18 protein-coding genes and 1 pseudogene are annotated in these 18,533 nt (G+C 42.8%); 9 read left to right on the top strand and 10 right to left on the bottom strand.

Going from position 1 to position 18,533, the window contains the following annotated elements:
• Window positions 1-255: 255 nt before the first annotated feature.
• Window positions 256-2,958, bottom strand: coding sequence for a beta strand repeat-containing protein (locus V7K76_RS15150; RefSeq protein WP_334780083.1), 2,703 nt, complete (start codon window positions 2,956-2,958; stop codon window positions 256-258).
• 782 nt (window positions 2,959-3,740) lie between these two features.
• Between V7K76_RS15150 and V7K76_RS15145 the strand changes: the two genes are divergently transcribed.
• From V7K76_RS15145 to V7K76_RS15130, 5 genes and pseudogenes are all read left to right on the top strand, one after another.
• Window positions 3,741-4,964 (top strand): glycoside hydrolase family 10 protein, encoded by a 1,224-nt coding sequence (locus tag V7K76_RS15145; protein WP_334780082.1) that lies wholly within the window; start codon window positions 3,741-3,743, stop codon window positions 4,962-4,964.
• Window positions 4,965-5,315: a DUF952 domain-containing protein gene (locus V7K76_RS15140; protein WP_334780081.1), complete on the top strand. Its 351-nt coding sequence runs from the start codon at window positions 4,965-4,967 to the stop codon at window positions 5,313-5,315.
• 36 nt (window positions 5,316-5,351) lie between these two features.
• Window positions 5,352-5,420: pseudogene (locus V7K76_RS34600) on the top strand (AtzG-like protein); the annotation flags it as partial.
• A gap of 72 nt (window positions 5,421-5,492) precedes the next feature.
• Window positions 5,493-6,095 carry a hypothetical protein gene (locus tag V7K76_RS15135; protein ID WP_334780080.1) on the top strand — a complete coding sequence of 201 codons (603 nt, stop codon included), beginning with the start codon at window positions 5,493-5,495 and terminating at the stop codon, window positions 6,093-6,095.
• 521 nt (window positions 6,096-6,616) lie between these two features.
• Window positions 6,617-7,576 carry an RluA family pseudouridine synthase gene (locus tag V7K76_RS15130; RefSeq protein ID WP_334780212.1) on the top strand — a complete coding sequence of 320 codons (960 nt, stop codon included), beginning with the start codon at window positions 6,617-6,619 and terminating at the stop codon, window positions 7,574-7,576.
• 354 nt (window positions 7,577-7,930) lie between these two features.
• On the opposite strand, the gene V7K76_RS15125 is transcribed toward V7K76_RS15130, so the two are convergent.
• The 3 genes from V7K76_RS15125 to V7K76_RS15115 form a co-directional block, all read right to left on the bottom strand.
• Window positions 7,931-8,698, bottom strand: a complete 768-nt coding sequence (locus V7K76_RS15125) for a phycobilisome rod-core linker polypeptide (RefSeq protein ID WP_334780079.1) — start codon at window positions 8,696-8,698, stop codon at window positions 7,931-7,933.
• Window positions 8,699-9,174: 476 nt separating this feature from the next.
• Window positions 9,175-9,720, bottom strand: coding sequence for a hypothetical protein (locus tag V7K76_RS15120; protein WP_334780078.1), 546 nt, complete (start codon window positions 9,718-9,720; stop codon window positions 9,175-9,177).
• The gene (locus tag V7K76_RS15115; protein ID WP_334780211.1) at window positions 9,717-10,334 is read right to left on the bottom strand and encodes a phycobiliprotein lyase; all 618 of its coding nucleotides are present in this window, start codon (window positions 10,332-10,334) and stop codon (window positions 9,717-9,719) included. Before V7K76_RS15115 ends, V7K76_RS15120 begins: the two co-directional genes overlap by 4 nt.
• Before the next feature lie 318 nt (window positions 10,335-10,652).
• Here V7K76_RS15115 and V7K76_RS15110 point away from each other — a divergent pair, with 318 nt between their 5' ends.
• From V7K76_RS15110 to V7K76_RS15095, 4 genes are all read left to right on the top strand, one after another.
• Window positions 10,653-10,823: an NblA/ycf18 family protein gene (locus V7K76_RS15110; protein WP_442936235.1), complete on the top strand. Its 171-nt coding sequence runs from the start codon at window positions 10,653-10,655 to the stop codon at window positions 10,821-10,823.
• A gap of 235 nt (window positions 10,824-11,058) precedes the next feature.
• A complete protein-coding gene (locus V7K76_RS15105; protein ID WP_179068457.1) occupies window positions 11,059-11,616 on the top strand; it encodes a bleomycin hydrolase in 558 nt (185 codons plus the stop codon).
• Between the two features lie 85 nt (window positions 11,617-11,701).
• Window positions 11,702-12,196: a bleomycin hydrolase gene (locus tag V7K76_RS15100; RefSeq protein ID WP_181931968.1), complete on the top strand. Its 495-nt coding sequence runs from the start codon at window positions 11,702-11,704 to the stop codon at window positions 12,194-12,196.
• 232 nt (window positions 12,197-12,428) lie between these two features.
• A complete protein-coding gene (locus tag V7K76_RS15095) occupies window positions 12,429-13,037 on the top strand; it encodes a HEAT repeat domain-containing protein (RefSeq protein WP_334780077.1) in 609 nt (202 codons plus the stop codon).
• A gap of 51 nt (window positions 13,038-13,088) precedes the next feature.
• On the opposite strand, the gene V7K76_RS15090 is transcribed toward V7K76_RS15095, so the two are convergent.
• From V7K76_RS15090 to V7K76_RS15065, 6 genes are all read right to left on the bottom strand, one after another.
• Window positions 13,089-13,487: a helix-turn-helix domain-containing protein gene (locus tag V7K76_RS15090; RefSeq protein ID WP_334780075.1), complete on the bottom strand. Its 399-nt coding sequence runs from the start codon at window positions 13,485-13,487 to the stop codon at window positions 13,089-13,091.
• Window positions 13,471-13,770: a type II toxin-antitoxin system HigB family toxin gene (locus tag V7K76_RS15085; protein WP_334780074.1), complete on the bottom strand. Its 300-nt coding sequence runs from the start codon at window positions 13,768-13,770 to the stop codon at window positions 13,471-13,473. Before V7K76_RS15085 ends, V7K76_RS15090 begins: the two co-directional genes overlap by 17 nt.
• A 105-nt stretch (window positions 13,771-13,875) precedes the next feature.
• On the bottom strand, window positions 13,876-14,784 hold the full coding sequence (locus V7K76_RS15080) for a HEAT repeat domain-containing protein (RefSeq protein WP_334780073.1): 909 nt from the start codon (window positions 14,782-14,784) through the stop codon (window positions 13,876-13,878).
• A gap of 32 nt (window positions 14,785-14,816) precedes the next feature.
• The gene (locus V7K76_RS15075) at window positions 14,817-15,056 is read right to left on the bottom strand and encodes a hypothetical protein (protein ID WP_179068461.1); all 240 of its coding nucleotides are present in this window, start codon (window positions 15,054-15,056) and stop codon (window positions 14,817-14,819) included.
• Between the two features lie 576 nt (window positions 15,057-15,632).
• Window positions 15,633-17,261, bottom strand: a complete 1,629-nt coding sequence (locus V7K76_RS15070) for a Na/Pi cotransporter family protein (protein WP_334780072.1) — start codon at window positions 17,259-17,261, stop codon at window positions 15,633-15,635.
• 347 nt (window positions 17,262-17,608) lie between these two features.
• Window positions 17,609-18,409, bottom strand: a complete 801-nt coding sequence (locus tag V7K76_RS15065; RefSeq protein ID WP_334780071.1) for a DUF1838 family protein — start codon at window positions 18,407-18,409, stop codon at window positions 17,609-17,611.
• Window positions 18,410-18,533 lie beyond the last annotated feature (124 nt).

Genomic DNA, 18,533 nt, shown 5'->3' with positions numbered 1-18,533 from the left:
TTCTTATTACAGTTCTTTATTGTGACACAGGTCGGGCGTGGGGGAATGTGAAGATGAAGAAGCAGGGAGGCAGGGGAGCAGGGAGCAGAGGAGAAGTTGTAGTAAGTATTTCCTCTTGTGCCCAATGCCCAATGTACATTGGGCACTAATGACTACTAAAGAATGAGGATTTGCATTTAGCAAAAGAGATGCGAGATGCTAAAAATAGCACCGCGCAAACCTTGCCGATTGGTGATGATAGAGTGCGAATAAAGATTAAAGAACAACCACAAAATTATTTTCGGTCAATGACAGACCTGCAGATAATTGTGCAAATTGTACCTTAGCAAAAGCGCCTGCACTACCATCTTGATCAAAGAACAATCCACCTGTAGTGGAGTCATAAATAAATCGCTGACTGCTTGTGGTTGCAGATGTTCCGATTCTAAACTGACTAGCTAAGAGTATACCTGGTGATAACCCGCCACCAAAACCAGTAGATGATACCTGAATCACTTCATTAGCGGCGTTGAAGTCATAAATGCGATCGAAACCTTCGTCGTAACTATAGAAATTAAAGGTATCAATACCATCTCCTCCATAGAGGGTATCATTACCAGACTCACCTGTGAGAATATCATTGCCAAAACCACCATAAAGGGTGTTATTGCCTGAATAGCTAGCAGTCAAGATATCGTTACCTGCACCGCCAATAATTGTATCATTGCCACTATAGCCCCCATCTATCGTATCGTTCCCACTATTTCCCACAATGTTGTCATTGTAGGTTGTACCACTGATATCTAATCGTTCGATATTCTTGTAGCTAACTTGATTCGTGCCTGCTGTAATTGATCCAACGTTAGTAGTAGCATTGAAAGTTGAAGTGATTCCTCCGTTAGCACTCCTGTAATTGATCAACAACACATCTTCACCCTTACCCCCGTCTATGGTATCTTTGCCACCATCGCCCGTGGAGAGGGTATCGTTGCCATTGCTACCCACAATGTTGTCATTGTAGGTTGTACCACTGATATCTAATCGTTCGATATTCTTGTAGCTAACCTGATAAGTACCCGCTGTAATTGAGCCAATGTTAGTAGTGGCATTGAAAGTTGAAGTGATCCCTCCGGTAGCATAGCTGTAATCGACGGACAACAAATCGTCACCTTTACCCCCATCGATCGTATCTTTGCCACCATCGCCCGTGGAGAGGGTATCGTTGCCATTGCTCCCCACAATGTTGTCATTGTAGGTTGTACCACTGATATCTAATCGTTCGATATTTTTGTAGCTAACGCGATTTGTACCTGCTGTAATTGAGCCAATGTTAGTAGTGGCATTGAATGTCGTTGCGATCCCTCCGGTAGCATAGCTGTAATCGACGGACAACAAATCGTCACCTTTACCCCCATCGATCGTATCTTTACCGCCATCACCTGTGGAGAGGGTATCGTTGCCATTGCTCCCCACAATGTTGTCATTGTAGGTTGTACCACTGACATCTAATCGTTCGATATTTTTGTAGCTAACGCGATTCGTACCTGCTGTAATCGAGCCAATGTTAGTAGTGGCATTGAATGTCGTTGCGATCCCTCCAGTAGCATAGCTGTAATCGACGGACAACAAATCGTCACCCTGACCCCCATCGATCGTATCATTGCCACTAATGCTGCCAGAGTTCCCATCATTGGGATTGTTCCCTACACTGAATGAGTCATTGCCATCGCCCCCAGAGAGCAGATTATTGCCTGATGAATTTACAACATTCAAGTAATCATCACCAATACCACCGTTGAGAGTGTTATTACCTGCTGTATAACTAGCATCCAAGTAATCATTACCAGCATCACCGTTGAGGGTGTTATTGCCTGTGCCATAAATTCTACCAAAAGATCCAAATTCGTAGTCGTTGAAACCAGAAACGGAGAGTTTATCATTTCCATCGCCTCCAGAGAGCAGGTTATTACCTGTTGAATAGATAGCATCCAAGTAATCATTACCAGCACCACCGTTGAGGGTGTTACTGCCTGTTGAATACTCAGCATACAAGTAATCATTACCAGAACCACCGTTGAGGGTGTTATTCCCAGAGATAGGATTGCCAAATGAAATGCTGTGTCGGGGTCGGGTGTAGTCACCAGAGGCAGAAAGAGAATCATTTCCATCGCCACCATCCAGCAGGTTATTACCTTCTGAATAGTTAACATTCAAATTATCGTCACCAGTGCCACCAACGAGGGAGTTATTGCCCGCATTACCAACGAGAGTATCATCACCCACGCCACCAATGAGAGTATCATTCCCCGCACCACCTCTCAAAAGGTCGTTGCCAGTCAAGCCATCGATTTTGTCATTACCTCCCTGACCATTAATGACATCATCTGAGTTGTCTAAACCCGTAATGTTGTTGTTCAGGTCATTGAAGAAGGTCACCGTGTTTTTGATGCCGATGCTCGTATCGGTAGAGTTGGCATCTAGGACATTAAAACTATCGGTGATGCTAGTTTGCCCATCAAACAAGATATTACCAATGGCTGGTCTTGTACCAGAAGCTTTCAGGTTCTTAAAGTCCTCTAATTTGAAGTTTTTCAGGATGACTTTTGTATTAAATGGTCCTTCAAAGGTGATTTCCAAATTGCTCCCATTCTGAGTCAGCACAAGATTTCGGGCAGTCAACCCAGCACCCTGGAATTTGATGGTATCGACTTCGGCAATGACTGCTGCTGTTGGGTTTGTGCCTTTACCTATGCCACCGAAATCGGTGATGATATCAGTGCCGTCGCTCGAGTAGCCGTCGATCGAGTAGCCGTCGCTGTAATAGTCGTAAATAAATTTATCCTTGCCACCACCACCAGTTAAGGTATCGTCGCCCTGGTTAGCTGTAATGGTATCGTTACCTGCTTTACCATTAATCGTGTCAGCGCTGTCGCTGCCCACTAGGGTATCATTCCCGTTGGTTCCAATGATATTTGCCATTATTTTTTCTTACCTGAATCGATTTTTTGACTAAGTATAACTTCTCAGTTGTTAATGCTGTTTTGGCACAGCGAAATCCGCCAAAACTTGACGAGGCGATTGGGCAAAGCCCACGCTAGGCGATCGCAAACTAACACTACCAATATTTTGGGGATGAGTCAAACTAGACCCGTGAAACCTAAGTAGGTTGGCTTAAATAAACCTAACTATGTAACTAAATGTAAAATGGACGAAACCCTGCGATTGCAACTCTTGGAGACGCTACGCGTAGCTTGCTTCCTCGTAGGGGTACACTTCGCTTTGCTCCGTACCCTGCGGGTTCTCCAAAGGAGTACGCAATGACATAGTTATAAATTTTCCCACCCACACCAGAGTTGGGATAGCCAGGAGGTACCCACAGAATCGGACTGAAGAAAAACTGTAAATCTGGTGCAACCTCCTGATTGTCCTGACTATGCAAAAACAATCCAGCTTCAGCGATCGCATTAGTTGTGATTGGGGACTTCCAAGAAATAAAATATACAGTTATTGAAAATAATAATTATTCCAGAGGCAGACCAATGGTGAACAACTATCTACTAATTACGTCTAACATTTTATAACTTTGCTGGGTCTGGCTTTGGTTATTCTGGTGCAAAAGTTCCATAAGCAGGGAACAAAAAACTACCAACTTATCAATCCTGTTGTAAGCATAAATACTGTGTAAACTATATATGCTTAGTAAATTCATTTATAAAAACGAGCAATGACGTGTGTGGGTAGTTAATGCATCATTCAAACCTATGAAATCATCTTTTAGTATTCAAAATTGGCGGCGTAGATGCCTAGCAGCTTGTTGTCAGGCATCGCTCAAGTATCTTTTTCCCTTTCTGATTTTAATATCCTTTGTTACGGTATTGCTGGTAGACAGTTTTACCCCTGCCATCGCACAGATACCCCGTCAGGAAATTCGCGGGGTTTGGATGACCAGCAATGATTTTGATACCCTTAAGAGTCGCGATAAAGTGCATGATGCAGTGAGTCAACTGCGGCGGTTGAATTTCAATACAATCTATCCTGTGATATGGAACTCTGGTTATGTAATGTATCCCAGTGCCCTAGCGCAACGTGCAGGGATTCAACCTTTTGTCTCCAGAGGTTCAGATGGACATGATATTCTTGCAGACCTCATTACCCAAGCCCATCGCAAAGGATTGCTAGTAATTCCCTGGTTTGAATTTGGTTTCATGGCTCCCCCAACCTCAGAACTAGCATTAAATTATCCCGATTGGTTCACACAAAAGCGGGATGGTACCCAAACTTCAATTAGTGCGGCGGGTGAGGTAATGTGGCTGAATCCGTTTCATCCACAAGTGCAGCAGTTCATTACCAATCTGGTGCTAGAAGCTATCAGCCAATATGATGCCGATGGCATTCAGTTTGACGATCATACAAGTTTACCCTACGAATTTGGCTACGATAAATATACAGTTGCCTTGTACACCCAAGAAACTAATAATGCTCCCCCAAGTAATCCTCAAGATGAAGACTGGGTAAAGTGGCGGGCAGATAAAATTACGGCGTTCATGGTACAACTTAACCAAGCTGTGAAGCAGAGAAAACCCCAAACGATTTTCTCAATTTCTCCCAATTACTATGATTTTGCTTACAAATTTCAACTGCAAGACTGGCTGATTTGGATGCGGCAAAATATTGTAGACGAATTAATTGTGCAAGTTTATCGTCCGAATCTGCAAAGTTTTATAGCCAATATTTCCCGCCCAGAAATTCAAGAAGCGCAACAAATAATTCCAACTGGTATTGGTATTATGACAGGGTTAAGAAATAACCCAGTTCCCATGCAGCAAATTCAGTCTCAGGTGCGGGCTGCCCAAGAACGCGGTTTAGGCGTAACCTTCTTTTATTATGAAAGTCTTTGGAACGATGCCCAAGAATCTTTAGAAGAGCGACAAGCTGGATTTCAAAATCTTTTTCCATCTCCCGCACTCCGCGCCAGAGTTGAATAAATGAATACTATCCTCCACATTACCAAACGCCAACAATGGGAACAAGCAAAAAATCTCGGTAAATATCGTGCTGATTCGTTAGACAGTGAAGGTTTTATACATTGCTCAAAATCAACACAGATACTCAAAGTTGCCAAGAGATTTTTTGATAATCAAAAAGAATTGGTACTACTTTTTATTGATTCGGAAAAAGTACAAGCTGAAATTCGCCATGAACCTGCTGAAATAGGCGAATTATTTCCTCATATTTATGGAGAGTTAAATATTGATGCTGTGTTTCAAGTGATTGATTTTGAAGCTGGGGAAGATGGTTTATTTGAGTTGCCGCAAGAAGTTATAGATTTAGAATGACGAACCGCAGAGGCGCAGAGGACACGGAGAAGGAGAGATGAGTATCGTGATGGTGTAGTGGCAAATTTTGAGAGAATTAAAGCGATCGCATCGCCAGGATTTTGATCCAGCGACACGCGATCGCTTTATGGCTAGGCATATTATACTGTATTCTAATTATCATCTGAAGAGGTAATAGTGAACCACCTTCTAAGTATTTTATCAAAATCCTTGGTGTTATTGCAATCGAAAGTTACCACACAAAATAGTACAAAACATTACAATTCAGTAAGACTTATAATTATAACAACTATTGTAATGCTGCCTGTTTTCTATTTGATGAACTCATTAGCTGTAATAGCTAAAGCTAATAAGTATCAAGCTATAGAATTATCTGGTAATCAATCTAAGCAACTATCTAAAGATGCTTCTCAAGTGGCATTTTTAAATGGGACTTGGCAAGGAACATATATATGCGCTCAGGGGTTAACAAACTTAAAATTAGTGATAGCAGCCAAAAGTACAACTGATATTGATGCAGTTTTTCTGTTCTCTGCTCATGCTAGTAACCCAACTGTCCCTTCTGGTTCTTTTAGAATGAAAGGAGTTTATACAATTTTCAATTCATCAGAAATCCCTAATACTTTAGAACTAAAAGCTACTAACTGGATTTCTCGACCCAGTGGTTATATGACTGTTGATCTGCAAGGAAATCTCACACCTTCAGACAGAAGGATAGTTGGCAATGTCTTAAATGCTCCTGGCTGTTCTAAATTTGATGTAAGTAAGTCGGCACAATAAAACCAAACTGTGTGAAAAAAAGTAAACAAGGCTCAAACCCTTTTTCCCCCTGCTCCCTGTCTTATCCCAACAATAATTATTTACGCAGACCTACTTAGTCAAAGTTAATGAAGGCATTTAGATAGGATTGCTATATAGCAATCCTATCTAAATCACTTGTGACAAACAAGAACTCCCATTTCTCTAAAAATAAACCAAACTAAACATATATTGCTTTTGTCGTGCCGATTTACATAGAAGAAGTAATCACAAAGCATTGCATTAAAACTAATATTTAATGCGGTTAAAACCGCACGAATCGCTTGTGTCTCAGGTCTAAAGATACGCTCGCTTTACACTTACCGCAAAGCTTGTAAAGCCTGTTTGACTCGTGAATTCTGTTATATTAATCGAGTTAGGCAATTCCGAAGCCCAACTAAAAGGATTCCGCATTTTACTTAAAGAAGGGGAATTAATCTAGAGCAATTGTGACCGAATTTAATTTACAAATCCAAGAAAATAGCGAACGCTTATCTTCTGTTATGGAGGATGCAGCACCTAGCCTACTTCCCTCCACTAATACGATACACTGCGTCAACACCAAAGGCGATCGCCTTGACCGTTTCCTTTCCCAAGAATTACCAGATTTATCTCGTTCCCGCATCCAACAGTTAATCGAACAGGGTAACGTCCAACTTAACGATCAAGTTTGCACATCTAAGAAGATCAATGTCAAGTTAGGCGATCGCATCACTCTGGAAATACCAGAAGTCCAACCCTTGCAACTGCTTGCAGAAGATATCCCTTTAGATATCCTCTACGAAGACGACCAGTTACTCATTCTCAATAAACCCGCAGGCATAGTTGTCCATCCTGCACCGGGTCATCCAGATGGCACTTTGGTAAATGCTTTATTGGCACACTGTCCCAATTTACCAGGAATTGGCGGAGTTCAACGTCCGGGAATCGTCCATCGATTGGATAAGGATACAACAGGAGCGATCGCGATCGCTAAAACAGATATTGCCCATCGTCATCTACAAGCGCAACTCAAAGCTAAAACTGCACGACGAGAATACTTGGGTGTAGTTTACGGTGCGCCAAAAACTGAAAGTGGCACTATAGATTTACCCATTGGTCGCCATCCCCAAGACCGCAAGAAAATGGCGATTATACCCGTTGAACAAGGCGGTCGAGTCGCTGTCACTCATTGGCAAGTACTAGAACGCCTTGGTAACTTCACCTTAATTCACTTTCAATTAGAAACTGGACGTACCCATCAAATTCGCGTCCACAGTAGCAAAATTGGACATCCAATTGTCGGCGACCGAGTTTATAGTTCTGGTCATTCAGTGGGGGTAAATTTGCCTGGTCAAGCACTACACGCTTGGCGACTAAAATTGCAGCATCCCATATCTGGGGAGTTGATTGAGGTGACAGCAACTCCTCCCGCCCACTTTACAAAACTTTTGGAGATGCTCAAAAGACGAACTACACTTTAACAATTCAAAATTCAAAATGACGCTCGTAGACTCGCTAACGCTGCGCTAACAAAATTCAAAATTAAAGACATTTTAGACGGGGATTTAAACCCCGATGGTTTCTGAGCCTGTCGAAGGGCTGAAATGGTTACTACATATAGATTGCAGATTCTTAAACCCTTTAATTTACGATAAAAAAACCATGCCCAATCCCCAATCCCCAATTCCCATTAACAACTAGCGTGCATCAGACATGGGATAGAGTCTGTTTCACTTAGTTATATCTAAATGAAACTCCTACATAACCCAAGACTTATGCACGCTATAAAATAATCAATCAAGTGGATGTACTAGCCAGCCACCGACCAAAAATTGTTATTTAATTCCTGCTATTTGCCGATAAGGTACAGACTTTTCGATATCAATGTTGAATGACGAGATCCGTTGGGGAGGATTGCCAGTTGCATTGATACTTTGTGCCAAAGCCAAGAATAAAGCTGGATCGCCAGCCTTGGGCTTTTGCTCTTGTGGAAGGAATCTGCGTACTTCTACCTGCCAAATAATTTGGGGGAAACCCAGTTTAGTACGGTGGTAATCTTCGTATCGCGGAGATTTGATGTTGAATGGCAACTCACCCGCAGATTGAGATGGCAGTATCCGACGGCGTTGATAAGGCACTGTGGAGTAACCAAAATTGCTCAGGTACTCTTCAGTGTTGAGTACTTCATCAACAAAGCCGACAATACCCTTGGTAGCAACTACAATTGACCAAGCGATTTTTTCCCGCTCGTTGTATGGGTCGCGTCCTAGAACACGCTGGATTACTTGCTCAACAAAGCGATAATTATTGTTGAGGTCGTAGAAGCTTCTCTTAAAGGTATTGGAAAGCAACAACCCACGAATAAAGTCCCGCACTGTAATTTGGCCATTACGGAGTTGAGACTCTAAATATGTTTCGCGATCGGCAGCAAAGGCATGAAAGAAAATTTGACGATATGCAGCTTCAATCAGATCGCCTAAATCTGACGGAGACAGAATATTGTCTGTATTAAAAATCCTGGGCTGTTCATCACCCGGCACTTCATAAGCAGCTACACGCTGGTTTTGACTTGAAGGTTCATATTCTAACAGAGGAATTGGCACTCTAAAGCCTCCATGTTCTTAATTAAAGTTAACAACTTTTAATCACATATTAAAGGAGTAGTTGGATCAGAACCTCAGAATTCTGATAAAATTTTACGAAACTTAACTAAGAGTGATTTTCAGGATTCGGATGAAATAATGATTAGTCTGCTAGATTCAACCATAGCTAATCAATAGAGGGAGTGGGGGGTTTCCACCTTAAATAACTATGTGAATCACCAAACAAACTTTATTCACATATTTTAGATTAGGAGATTCAGTTTCACCTTTTTGAACTAGAGCAATAATTTTTAACATTTAGCAAAAGAAATTAATGGGGACTGGGGATTGGGGACTGGGGACTGGGGACTGGGGATTGGGGACTGGGTAGGAATAATGCAGCAGTTTTCAAGTAGATAAGGTACAAAATGCAGGACTCAAAATCAGACATCAAGAGTTTCTACTTACTGCCCCCTGCCTCCTGCCTCCTGCCTCCCTCAGCGACCTATCCAAAATTCCAGGGGATCTATTGTTGATTTACAGTAAGGCCAGCTACGCAAAGTTGCTTCCATTCCTGCCTCCCAGTAGGGTGGTTCCAATCCCAGTCCTAAACATAAATGAGATAGGATACTAGCAAACTGCTCATTGTGGCCAAAGTCTCCTAGATGGGCATGGGCGTATTCATGGACAACTACACCAAACCAGTCTTTAGGCGCAACTCGACCGACATCTACCAAAATAGTGATTGGGTTTGTAAGAATGTTACATAGTCCATCTATGCCGAAGGATTGAGCTATGGGTACTGCAAAAATTTGGATGTGGCGACGCTCTTGGGGATGAAAGCACTCATGACAAAAATCCAGATAAGCGTTGATCTGGGCGTTTACGGTATTAATATTATCGCCGATCCAAGTGCAAATGGGGATGCGATCGCGCAAATTATCAAACACATCCACCATACCCGGCTCTAGGGCAAGTCTCTGCACTAGATGCAGATAATCTTGCCCACGAGTAAAAGCATCACTCTGGTTGAGATAATTCACCACCCCAAAACTGAATAAAACTGTCTTTTTTCTAGAACATCCGTCCCAAGTCTTTCTGTTACTTCTTCTGTGCTGGAAACCTCAACAGCAGCATCAATACGAGTTTCAGTACAAAACGATGCTGTGCTAAAGCCGCCAAACCGTTTGACTGTACTGGTTCGCATTCGCATATTTGGGCTGGCAAACCAGAATCGCTCAATGGAACTCATTGTTTCGTATTCGGTTGTCAACACCAGTCCATCTTCATCATCCATGTGAAAAAGACCGACTACAGGCACGATTTCGGCGTAACCTCTTTCGCGGAGTAATTTTCCTTGCCTGGGGTTATCGCCATCAGGCACGATCGCAAAAATGGTTTTCCCTTGATGATTCTCCTCACCCTCTCGATCCCAAGCCATTGTCCCTAGCCAACGCACGCGCGAACCACCTATTGAAAGGCTGGGGTCAATCTCATGATACTGGCACAATTCTATGATTTCGGGATGGTCGGCATCGAGAGTTTCTACCTGTATATCCGATTCTCCTGTCTCTGAGCGCTTGAACGCTAGATGATGAGTTGCACGTTGCGATCGCCACTTACCAGCACTTAGCTGAAAAAATTCCATTGCGTCTATCAATCTTCTGACTCCTACTTAATTACTCCTGCGGACGATGTTTACCTTGTTTTTTCTTTTTAGAGTTATTCGTATCTAAACATTCTAAACATTACAGCCATTAGCGGGTCAGGTTCAATAAATTCCCTACCAAGGGAGAGGCAGACATGTTGTCGTGTAATTGTAAACTTTTATAAGCATGATTTGTTATGACTTGACAATGTAGACGTTTTAATATCTCGGTGCTAGAATATTGGAAAGCAATTTCTACGACAGCTATAGACCTTGAAACTAGTGGTAATAAAAAATACCCTTCGATCCAGTCAATCCGAGGAGTGAATGATGGACTTCCCAATCGAACTAACTTTAGAGCAACAGTTTCGCTTAAAAAATTTGAAAGACCAGGTAAAAAGTTTGAGTCAAGAAGAGGCTCAGGATTTTTTGCTAGAAGTTTTACGGCAGATGATGGTGAAAGATAATTTGGTCAAACATCTCCTAAAACAAGCTTGATCGAGTAAAAAATAAGATTTTTTCTTTTAAGACTTACGCAGTGGCAGAGTTCCATTGAAATGCGTAAGTCTTAATTTTTTGCCCAAATTAAATATTACAGATTATTACTTTGTCTCTCATAGTAAAGACTAGGGTACTGTTGATCCCCTATGTTTTTGTTTGGCTACTCACAGTGAACCTGATCGAGAACAAGCCAAAAATAATATCCGCCATTTGTGAATATTAAGGAGAACTCATGGTTCTTGATGCTTTTTCCAGAGCTGTAATTACGGCTGATGCCAAAACCGCTCCTATCGGTGGTGCTGATTTAGCAGCCCTAAAGTCTTTTATTGCTGAAGGCAACAAGCGCCTTGATGCTGTAAATGCGATCGCCAGCAATGCTAGCTGTGCGGTTTCTGATGCGATCGCTGGGATTGCTTGTGAAAACACTGGTTTGCTTCAAGCTGGTGGTAACTTGTATCCCACTCGTCGGACTGCTGCTTGTTTACGTGATGCTGAAATCATTCTGCGCTACGTAACTTATGCACTATTGGCTGGTGATTCTTCTGTATTAGACGATCGCGCTTTGAATGGTTTGAAAGAAACCTACACAGCTTTGGGCGTACCTGCCTCTTCTTCTATACGTGCTGTTCAGATTTTGAAGGCGATCAGCGTCGCTCACATCACCAACACTAACACTGAAGCTAACGCTGGTAAGAAGTTCCGTAAACTGGATACTCCTCAAGGCGACTGCTCTGCTCTAGCTGCTGAAGCTGCTAGCTACTTCGATCGCGTTATTTCTGCTCTGAGCTAATTGCTAATCGCTAACGGCTAAAGCCTATTAGTCAAGCCAACTGAAATCACAACTCGATCAAATCTAATCTGGAGTATAAAAAGCAATGAAATCAGTTATCACTACGGTTATTGGAGCTGCTGATGCAGCCGGTCGTTTCCCAACTAGCTCTGATCTAGAATCAGTTCAAGGTAGCATTCAACGTGCTTCTGCTCGTCTAGAAGCTGCTGAAAAGCTAGCTGCTGGTATCGATAACGTAGCTAAGGAAGCTTATGATGCTGCCTTCAAGAAATATCCTTACTTGACCCAAGAAGGTGAAGCTGGTGCTACCCAAGTTAAAAAAGATAAGTGCCTGCGCGACATCAAGCACTACCTACGCTTGATCAACTACAGCTTAGTTGTGGGCGGTACTGGCCCTCTGGATGAATGGGGTATTGCAGGCGCTCGTGAAGTTTATCGCTCTTTGGGTCTGCCAACCGCTCCTTATGTAACCGCGTTGACTTACACTCGCGATCGCGCTTGCTCTCCTCGTGATTTGTCTCCTCAAGCTTTGGTTGAATTCCGCGCTCTCCTCGACTATGTAATCAACTCCCTGTCATAGTAACAAGGATTGAATAGACGAGCGATCGTCATACTCTAAAACTTAGGGACTCTCAGTCTGTTGCTTTGCCTGTATCTGGTTGAGTGACTGACCAAGAGTCCCTCAGTTGTTAGTAATTCGTAATTCGTAATTCGTAATTCGTAATTCGTAATGACGCTCAAGGTCTTGCTAACGCTGCGCTAAGGTAATTAATGATTGAACTTGGGGGATTGAAACAGGAAAATTTGATTTTATGACAATAGATTCTCTATTTGAACAGTTGAAACATCCCAACCCCAATTTGCGAGAACGAGCCATGTGGGAACTGGCTGATGTCCGTGATGAAAATACCATTCCTCGGCTGATGGGTATTTTAGATGAGGAAGATGTCACCTACCGTCGAGCGGCGGTAAAGGCACTGGGCGCTATTGGTACGGACGCTGTACCGCTACTGGTAGAGTCATTAATAAATAGCGATAATGCGACCATTCGGGGTAGCTGTGCTAAGGCCCTGGCACAGATTGCTGCTAACCATCCCGATGTTCCTTTTCCGGCTGAGGGCTTACAGGGATTGAAAACAGCGCTCAATGACCAAAATCCCGTTGTTTATATTGCATCAGTGATGGCGCTGGGTGAAATTGGTTCTCCTGCCTTTGAGATTTTGACTGAAGCTCTGAAAACAATAGATAATGTGGCGGTGGCTGTAGCGATCGTCAATGCACTCGGTTCAATGGGTGATATCCGAGGGTTGGAAGTGCTGACGGCGTTGACAAATGATGAATCTGTTGATCCCTATGTTCGAGAGTCAGCAGTGAGTGCTTTGCCTCGATTAGATCAGGTAATTAAATATAAAAGAGGGTAGCGATCGCTCTTAAATACAACTACTTTCATCAATTCCAATAGAACGAATACATTAGATGAACAGATTGGGTGTCACCTTGAAGTAATCTCCAAGTGCCTTAGCTTGTGCCTTACTAATCGACCGCTTGCCGTTCACAACCTCAGACACCACACCGCTCGACCCAATAATACCCACCAAATCGGCTTGACGGGTATCACTGACTTCCATAATGTGTTGGAGAATTTCATACGGTGCAGATTCATCCATTGGATAGTTCTGTGCCTCATACGCTTCAATCAGCGTAACTATCAGCTTATGCAAAGCTTGTTCTTCTATAGTCCGATTCTTGCAAAAAGTTAGGCGCTCTGCCACAGCTAGGACGCGATCATACTCCTCTTCCGTCTCAATCACCTTGGGAGCAACTTCAGCTAGCAGACTACTATAAACTGCTTGGTCAAAAGTAAGGGTCATTTTTCCATTTACCTTTGTCGTATTCGGTATGAGTTAGAAAGTATTTGTAGTAAACCGTTTGGTTTTCGTAGTCAATACCGACAATCAGGCGATAGTCATTACCTTTGATGTTAAAGACTGTAAAATTTCCAACCGCTTCAGCATCCCGATAAATCTGACGAACATCCTCCAAGTTCTGCCATTCCACTTTCTTGACGGTTGCGTACCAGTCATTAATTTGCTTTTTGACATCGGGGTAGTGGGCAGCATCAATGCGGAGGTTACGAATCGCAATCAGATGCATTTGTCTCTACGCTCTTGTCTATATTCATCAATCAATGAAAAACTAATTGCTAATTAAATACTCTCAAAACGAGAGAAAAATGTCAAGTTGTAAATGTCCATTGCCCTATTCCCAAGCATCCTCCTCTAATTGTCTCTCAATTTGAGAAATCGCTAGCTTGATAACTGCCTGAACTGCCGCTTCCTCTTCGTTGGTCAATGCGGCTTGCAGGGGTTCTAAGGAAGTGCGATCGCCAATCTTCATTAATGCTAAAGCTGCTGCTTTTCGAGTTTCCCAATCGGTATGATGGAGTAACTCAACCAGGTGAGGAATTGCTGGTTGATAGGTGAGGCTACCCAATGCTGCTGCTGCTTCACACCGTACAATTTCAGATGGATCGGTGAGGGCGTTAACTAAAATATTAAATGCTCCTTCTTCGTTGCCTTCTTGAGCAATTTTAGCGATCGCACCTACTACCGCCGCTCGAACTTCATCTGAGTCTGAGTTAATCTCTTGATATAAATACTCTTTAGCGTCTGCCCCAATAAACCCCAACGCCCATACCGCATGACCTTTAGCACTTTCTGGATACTCGGTTGACGCTAAAATTTTCAGCAATGCTGGCACTGCTGCCTCACCGATTTTAGCAAGCCCTCCCACCGCCGAGGTTTTGACCACGGTATCTTCATCATTTAACAGGGCGTTGACTAAAGTGGGAACTGCGATCGGATCAGCAATCAGTGTCAGGGTTTTAGCGCTGGCTCTCCGCACAACTGGGTTTGGATGACTTGCCACAGCTTCCATTAATAAAGGGGTCGCTGGTTTGCCAATTTTACCCAAAGCCTCTGCAAAACTCAGCCTAACCATGCCCCGTGAGTCTCCCATACTCTCAATCATTCGCTTGAGTAGCTCTTGATCATCTGAGTTGAAGGTGTTTAAGCTTAATTGCTCACTCACGACTGCAAATAAAGCATCAGTTTCTACATGGGACAGATTTAACGAATCTACCCCGGATTGAGTTTCGGAGTTGAGCATATAACTTCTGGTTGAATTATCAAGATGAATGACTAGTTGCTGACACTCAGGGCAGCTTGTTGATCGCGGAGTTCCTGGAGAGCAGAATCAATCTTGGCAAGCTCAGGCTCCAGTTTTGCCATGACACTTACTTTCATTAACTTAGCTCGTTTTGCTGTTTCCGTAGTTTCTTGAACTAGACGTTCCCGATATTGCTCAAGTTCTGCAATTACTTCTGCTACATCTTGGGCTGTGACGTTATTGGTTGTTGTCAATTCTGAGGTTTCATCCATAACTTTTGTTTCCTAAATGTCTGTTTATATAAATGATGTGTGGTCAGTGTTCCAAGAATGTTTGTGTTTGGTTATTTGTTAAAGACCAGTATTTAGCTATTACATAGAACGGAATAGTTGGCAAGAGGCAACTAACTAAATAGCTGACGAATAGATATATTTTGATCTTCTCAGATCGCGTAACCACTGGTAAAGCTTTTTGACAGGAATCTTCAAAAGTTGTCTACAAGACAGTGCCTAAGAACTTCCAAATAAAAAAATATCCAATTAACTCTTGTGGGGTGGGCATCTTGCCCGCCCTATGAACTGAGCGGGCAAGATGCCCACCCCACAAAATATAATTTATTTCTGGTAGTTCCCGTAAGCGTAGGACATCATAGATATCGCACTAGCATCGTGCAACACGAGAAGTCAATGTGATTGAGTCCGAGACACTGATTTTGCCAGGAGGTCTTCAAGTCAAGTCTACTACTAATGAATTAATCTACCCTAAGAAATAATTACCAACTATGAATAATAATATTCACTTAATATATTAATCTCAATCTCCAACTACCTGACACAGGTCTCAATAAATTACAACTCTCCTTGAATAGCACGGGCAATGCTACTGATGTGAGAAAGAATACGACTCATTGCATTAACCATCTCCAAAAGAATGGAGCTGGCATTAAGACTGACAGGATCTCCTGAACTTAGATGCTGGAGATGGCGTAGATAAATTTCTCGCTTGAATTGATTGAGCCACTGCCGTTGGGACAATACTTCGCCTGCAATAGTTGAATCTTGTGCAGCCAACCCTATTAATGTTTGTTGCAACAGTCCTAGTACCTCGCCGTGGAAAGCAACAATGTCGTTCCACTCCGGCTGAGAAAAAGCAATTCGTTTGCGCCGTTTGCGTCGGGCTAATCGCATGAGTTGTCTGTCGATGATGTCGCCAATTGCCTCTAACTCCGTACTGATAGAAAGCAATGTTAACTCCCGTTGCGACTGTTCTGCTGTCAGCAATTCATCATTTATTTGAATCAGATAATGCTTAATAGCAGTTTCCATATCGTCAAGTTGGTTATCGAGTGCCCCAATCTGTTTAGGTAAATCTTTTACTCCATCTTCAAACGCCTGAATACTAAGCTGTAACATCTCTGCGGATAAATCTGCCATCCGCATAATCTCACGCATTGCTTGACCGAGCGCGACAGCAGGCAATGTCAATGCATTGGGATCAAGGTAGCGCGAACTTAGTTTCTTTTCTGTCTCCGGCTCTGGTAAGAGTCTGGTAGCTAAGTCTGCTAGTAGACTTGCTAGTGGCACAAAAACGATCGCCAATATTAAGTTAAATCCCAGATGTGCCAATGCTACTTGTGTTGAAGGATTGGGCAGCAAACGAGTCAACAACACCGTCAAGGGATTGAGCAATACCAGCACCAATCCTCCTCCAAGAAGCCTAGTGCCAACATAGATGAATCCTAGCCGGCGTCCAACAATGCTACCTCGGTTTAATGCAGTGAGTAAGGGCATGAGTGTTGTGCCAATATTAGCACCTAGCATTACTGCCAGAGCAGCTTCTAGCGGGAGGGCACCTCCTCCAGCCAAAGCCATAACAATTCCGATTGCGGCAATGCTAGAGACAAATGCTGCTGCTAGCAAGATGCCCAGTAATACCAGTACTAAAGGAGACTGGGAGAGTGCATGCATAATGTCATTCGTAATCGGATTATCGGCAATGGGGGCGCTACTAGCATCAATCATTGCTAAACCCTGCAACACCAACGCAAAACTGAATACACCACGACCAACATCCCGCAGTGCCTTGCGTTGAGTCAACAGGGCAAACGCTGCCGCTAAACCCAGGAACTCTTGTGCATATTGAGTAATGTGGAACGCCAACAGTTGTACGACCAATGTAGAGCCTACAGCCGCTCCCTGTAACATGATCACTGCTGCTGCTAAGGGTACTAACTGTGCGCTTACCAATCCTACCATCACGGAGGCTGTTGCTGTAGAGCTTTGAGTCAGCATAGTTACGATAATCCCTGAGATAAAAGCTGCTAGAGGATACCTCGCCAGTTTCATCATCACCAGCCGTAGACGTGAACCTAATGCCCGCTCCATTGCATCAGTAACTAGTCTCACTCCGTACAGAAGCAGCGTTGAACCTCCAATTAACAGTATCAATACTTGTGTGGGATCTTGAGTCTTCAGCATCAGCACTCCTTACTTTGCTAACTGACAAAAAATACAGTAAATTTGTATACATACTGTATCTAAGGATAAGTTAACTTAAGGTTAAAAAAACATCTATGGGTTGATCAGTGCTAAAAATGCAGGAGTTTAGGAAAAACAATATTCTTTATTGAAAGCGGCGGGAAACTCCATCCCGCAAGTGGGTGGAGAGGGATAGCCGCCCCGCCGCTTTAGTCATTAGTCATTCATTAGTCATCGGTCATTGGTCATTGGTACTAATGACTAATGACTAAAAACTCCATCCCGCAAGTGGCGTGGAGTTTTTTATAATTCGTAGTTAAGAATTCAATTACGAATTAGTAATTACTTTAAGAGGTTTCTTGAAGTGGAAAAATATCTCCCTGCAAGTAGGATTCAAAGTTCTTCTTAAAGTATTGAATGCTTGTCACATTTGGCTCATCACTTTCTGTCGGCGTGAATTCATAAATTGGTACTTTCTCCCTCACCAGCTTGACCAAACTAGGATGAAGCTGCTCAAAAGAATCTACTCTAAATATTGTGGTTTCAAATCTTAATTTCGCTGGATGAGCATATCCTAACTTCATCCAGGGCAACCAAGGACAGTCTCTCGCCCACTTAGCAGGAGGGACATCAGTTGCATCGGGTCGGCAAGTATTTGAGATAAAGTACTCAACTCCCTTAAATTTTTCTCCAGGACAATAGTCTGAATATTTGCTATCTCCTGCTAAGGGATGCGGGTATTCTAAAGGAATTTCCATGACAGAGGTAATATATCCCCTGCCTTTGGGTATGACAAATTTCTTTGGTTTGACTGAGCCTTGGACAATGCGGTTAGCAATGTGTACTACTGGTACTGGTTGACTCGCTGTTGGTGACTTCCAAAAGTGCAAAATCTCTTGGGTATCTGGGTCACAAAATAAACCCAACTCTCTATTAATGCGATATCCGACTTCGCCGTACTCAGAATCGGGCTTGAGAAATACTTTGGTAGCATTCATCCCAATAATAGAGAACAATTTTTCTTTGGATTTTTCTGGTGTTTCTTGCCACCAAATTTCCCCAGACCAGTTGTAATAAAGCTGTAAACCATGATTTTTTCTATAAAAATCGAGGTTATTAAATTCATAGTCATCTAAATAATCACTCATATTTGTTCCTATTATTCTCAAATAGCTATGTAGACGCTTTTGATGGTTCAATCAATCCCCAAATAGATCCCAATCCCCAATCCCCAGTACCCAGTCCCTAGTACGATGGTAAAAGTGATCTCTA

This window comes from Nostoc sp., assembly GCF_036917975.1.
Taxonomy (GTDB): Bacteria; Cyanobacteriota; Cyanobacteriia; order Cyanobacteriales; family Nostocaceae; genus Nostoc.
This window is presented reverse-complemented; position numbering and strand designations above follow the sequence as displayed.

What these genes read in the sequence shown, in the direction of transcription:
- V7K76_RS15150 (WP_334780083.1), bottom strand. Translation starts at nt 2,958, where the DNA reads ATGGCAAATATCATTGGAACCAACGGGAATGATACCCTAGTGGGCAGC.
- V7K76_RS15145 (WP_334780082.1), top strand. Translation starts at nt 3,741, where the DNA reads ATGAAATCATCTTTTAGTATTCAAAATTGGCGGCGTAGATGCCTAGCA.
- V7K76_RS15140 (WP_334780081.1), top strand. Translation starts at nt 4,965, where the DNA reads ATGAATACTATCCTCCACATTACCAAACGCCAACAATGGGAACAAGCA.
- V7K76_RS15130 (WP_334780212.1), top strand. Translation starts at nt 6,617, where the DNA reads ATGGAGGATGCAGCACCTAGCCTACTTCCCTCCACTAATACGATACAC.
- V7K76_RS15110 (WP_442936235.1), top strand. Translation starts at nt 10,653, where the DNA reads ATGATGGACTTCCCAATCGAACTAACTTTAGAGCAACAGTTTCGCTTA.
- V7K76_RS15105 (WP_179068457.1), top strand. Translation starts at nt 11,059, where the DNA reads ATGGTTCTTGATGCTTTTTCCAGAGCTGTAATTACGGCTGATGCCAAA.
- V7K76_RS15100 (WP_181931968.1), top strand. Translation starts at nt 11,702, where the DNA reads ATGAAATCAGTTATCACTACGGTTATTGGAGCTGCTGATGCAGCCGGT.
- V7K76_RS15095 (WP_334780077.1), top strand. Translation starts at nt 12,429, where the DNA reads ATGACAATAGATTCTCTATTTGAACAGTTGAAACATCCCAACCCCAAT.
- V7K76_RS15090 (WP_334780075.1), bottom strand. Translation starts at nt 13,487, where the DNA reads ATGACCCTTACTTTTGACCAAGCAGTTTATAGTAGTCTGCTAGCTGAA.
- V7K76_RS15085 (WP_334780074.1), bottom strand. Translation starts at nt 13,770, where the DNA reads ATGCATCTGATTGCGATTCGTAACCTCCGCATTGATGCTGCCCACTAC.
- V7K76_RS15080 (WP_334780073.1), bottom strand. Translation starts at nt 14,784, where the DNA reads ATGCTCAACTCCGAAACTCAATCCGGGGTAGATTCGTTAAATCTGTCC.
- V7K76_RS15075 (WP_179068461.1), bottom strand. Translation starts at nt 15,056, where the DNA reads ATGGATGAAACCTCAGAATTGACAACAACCAATAACGTCACAGCCCAA.
- V7K76_RS15070 (WP_334780072.1), bottom strand. Translation starts at nt 17,261, where the DNA reads ATGCTGAAGACTCAAGATCCCACACAAGTATTGATACTGTTAATTGGA.
- V7K76_RS15065 (WP_334780071.1), bottom strand. Translation starts at nt 18,409, where the DNA reads ATGAGTGATTATTTAGATGACTATGAATTTAATAACCTCGATTTTTAT.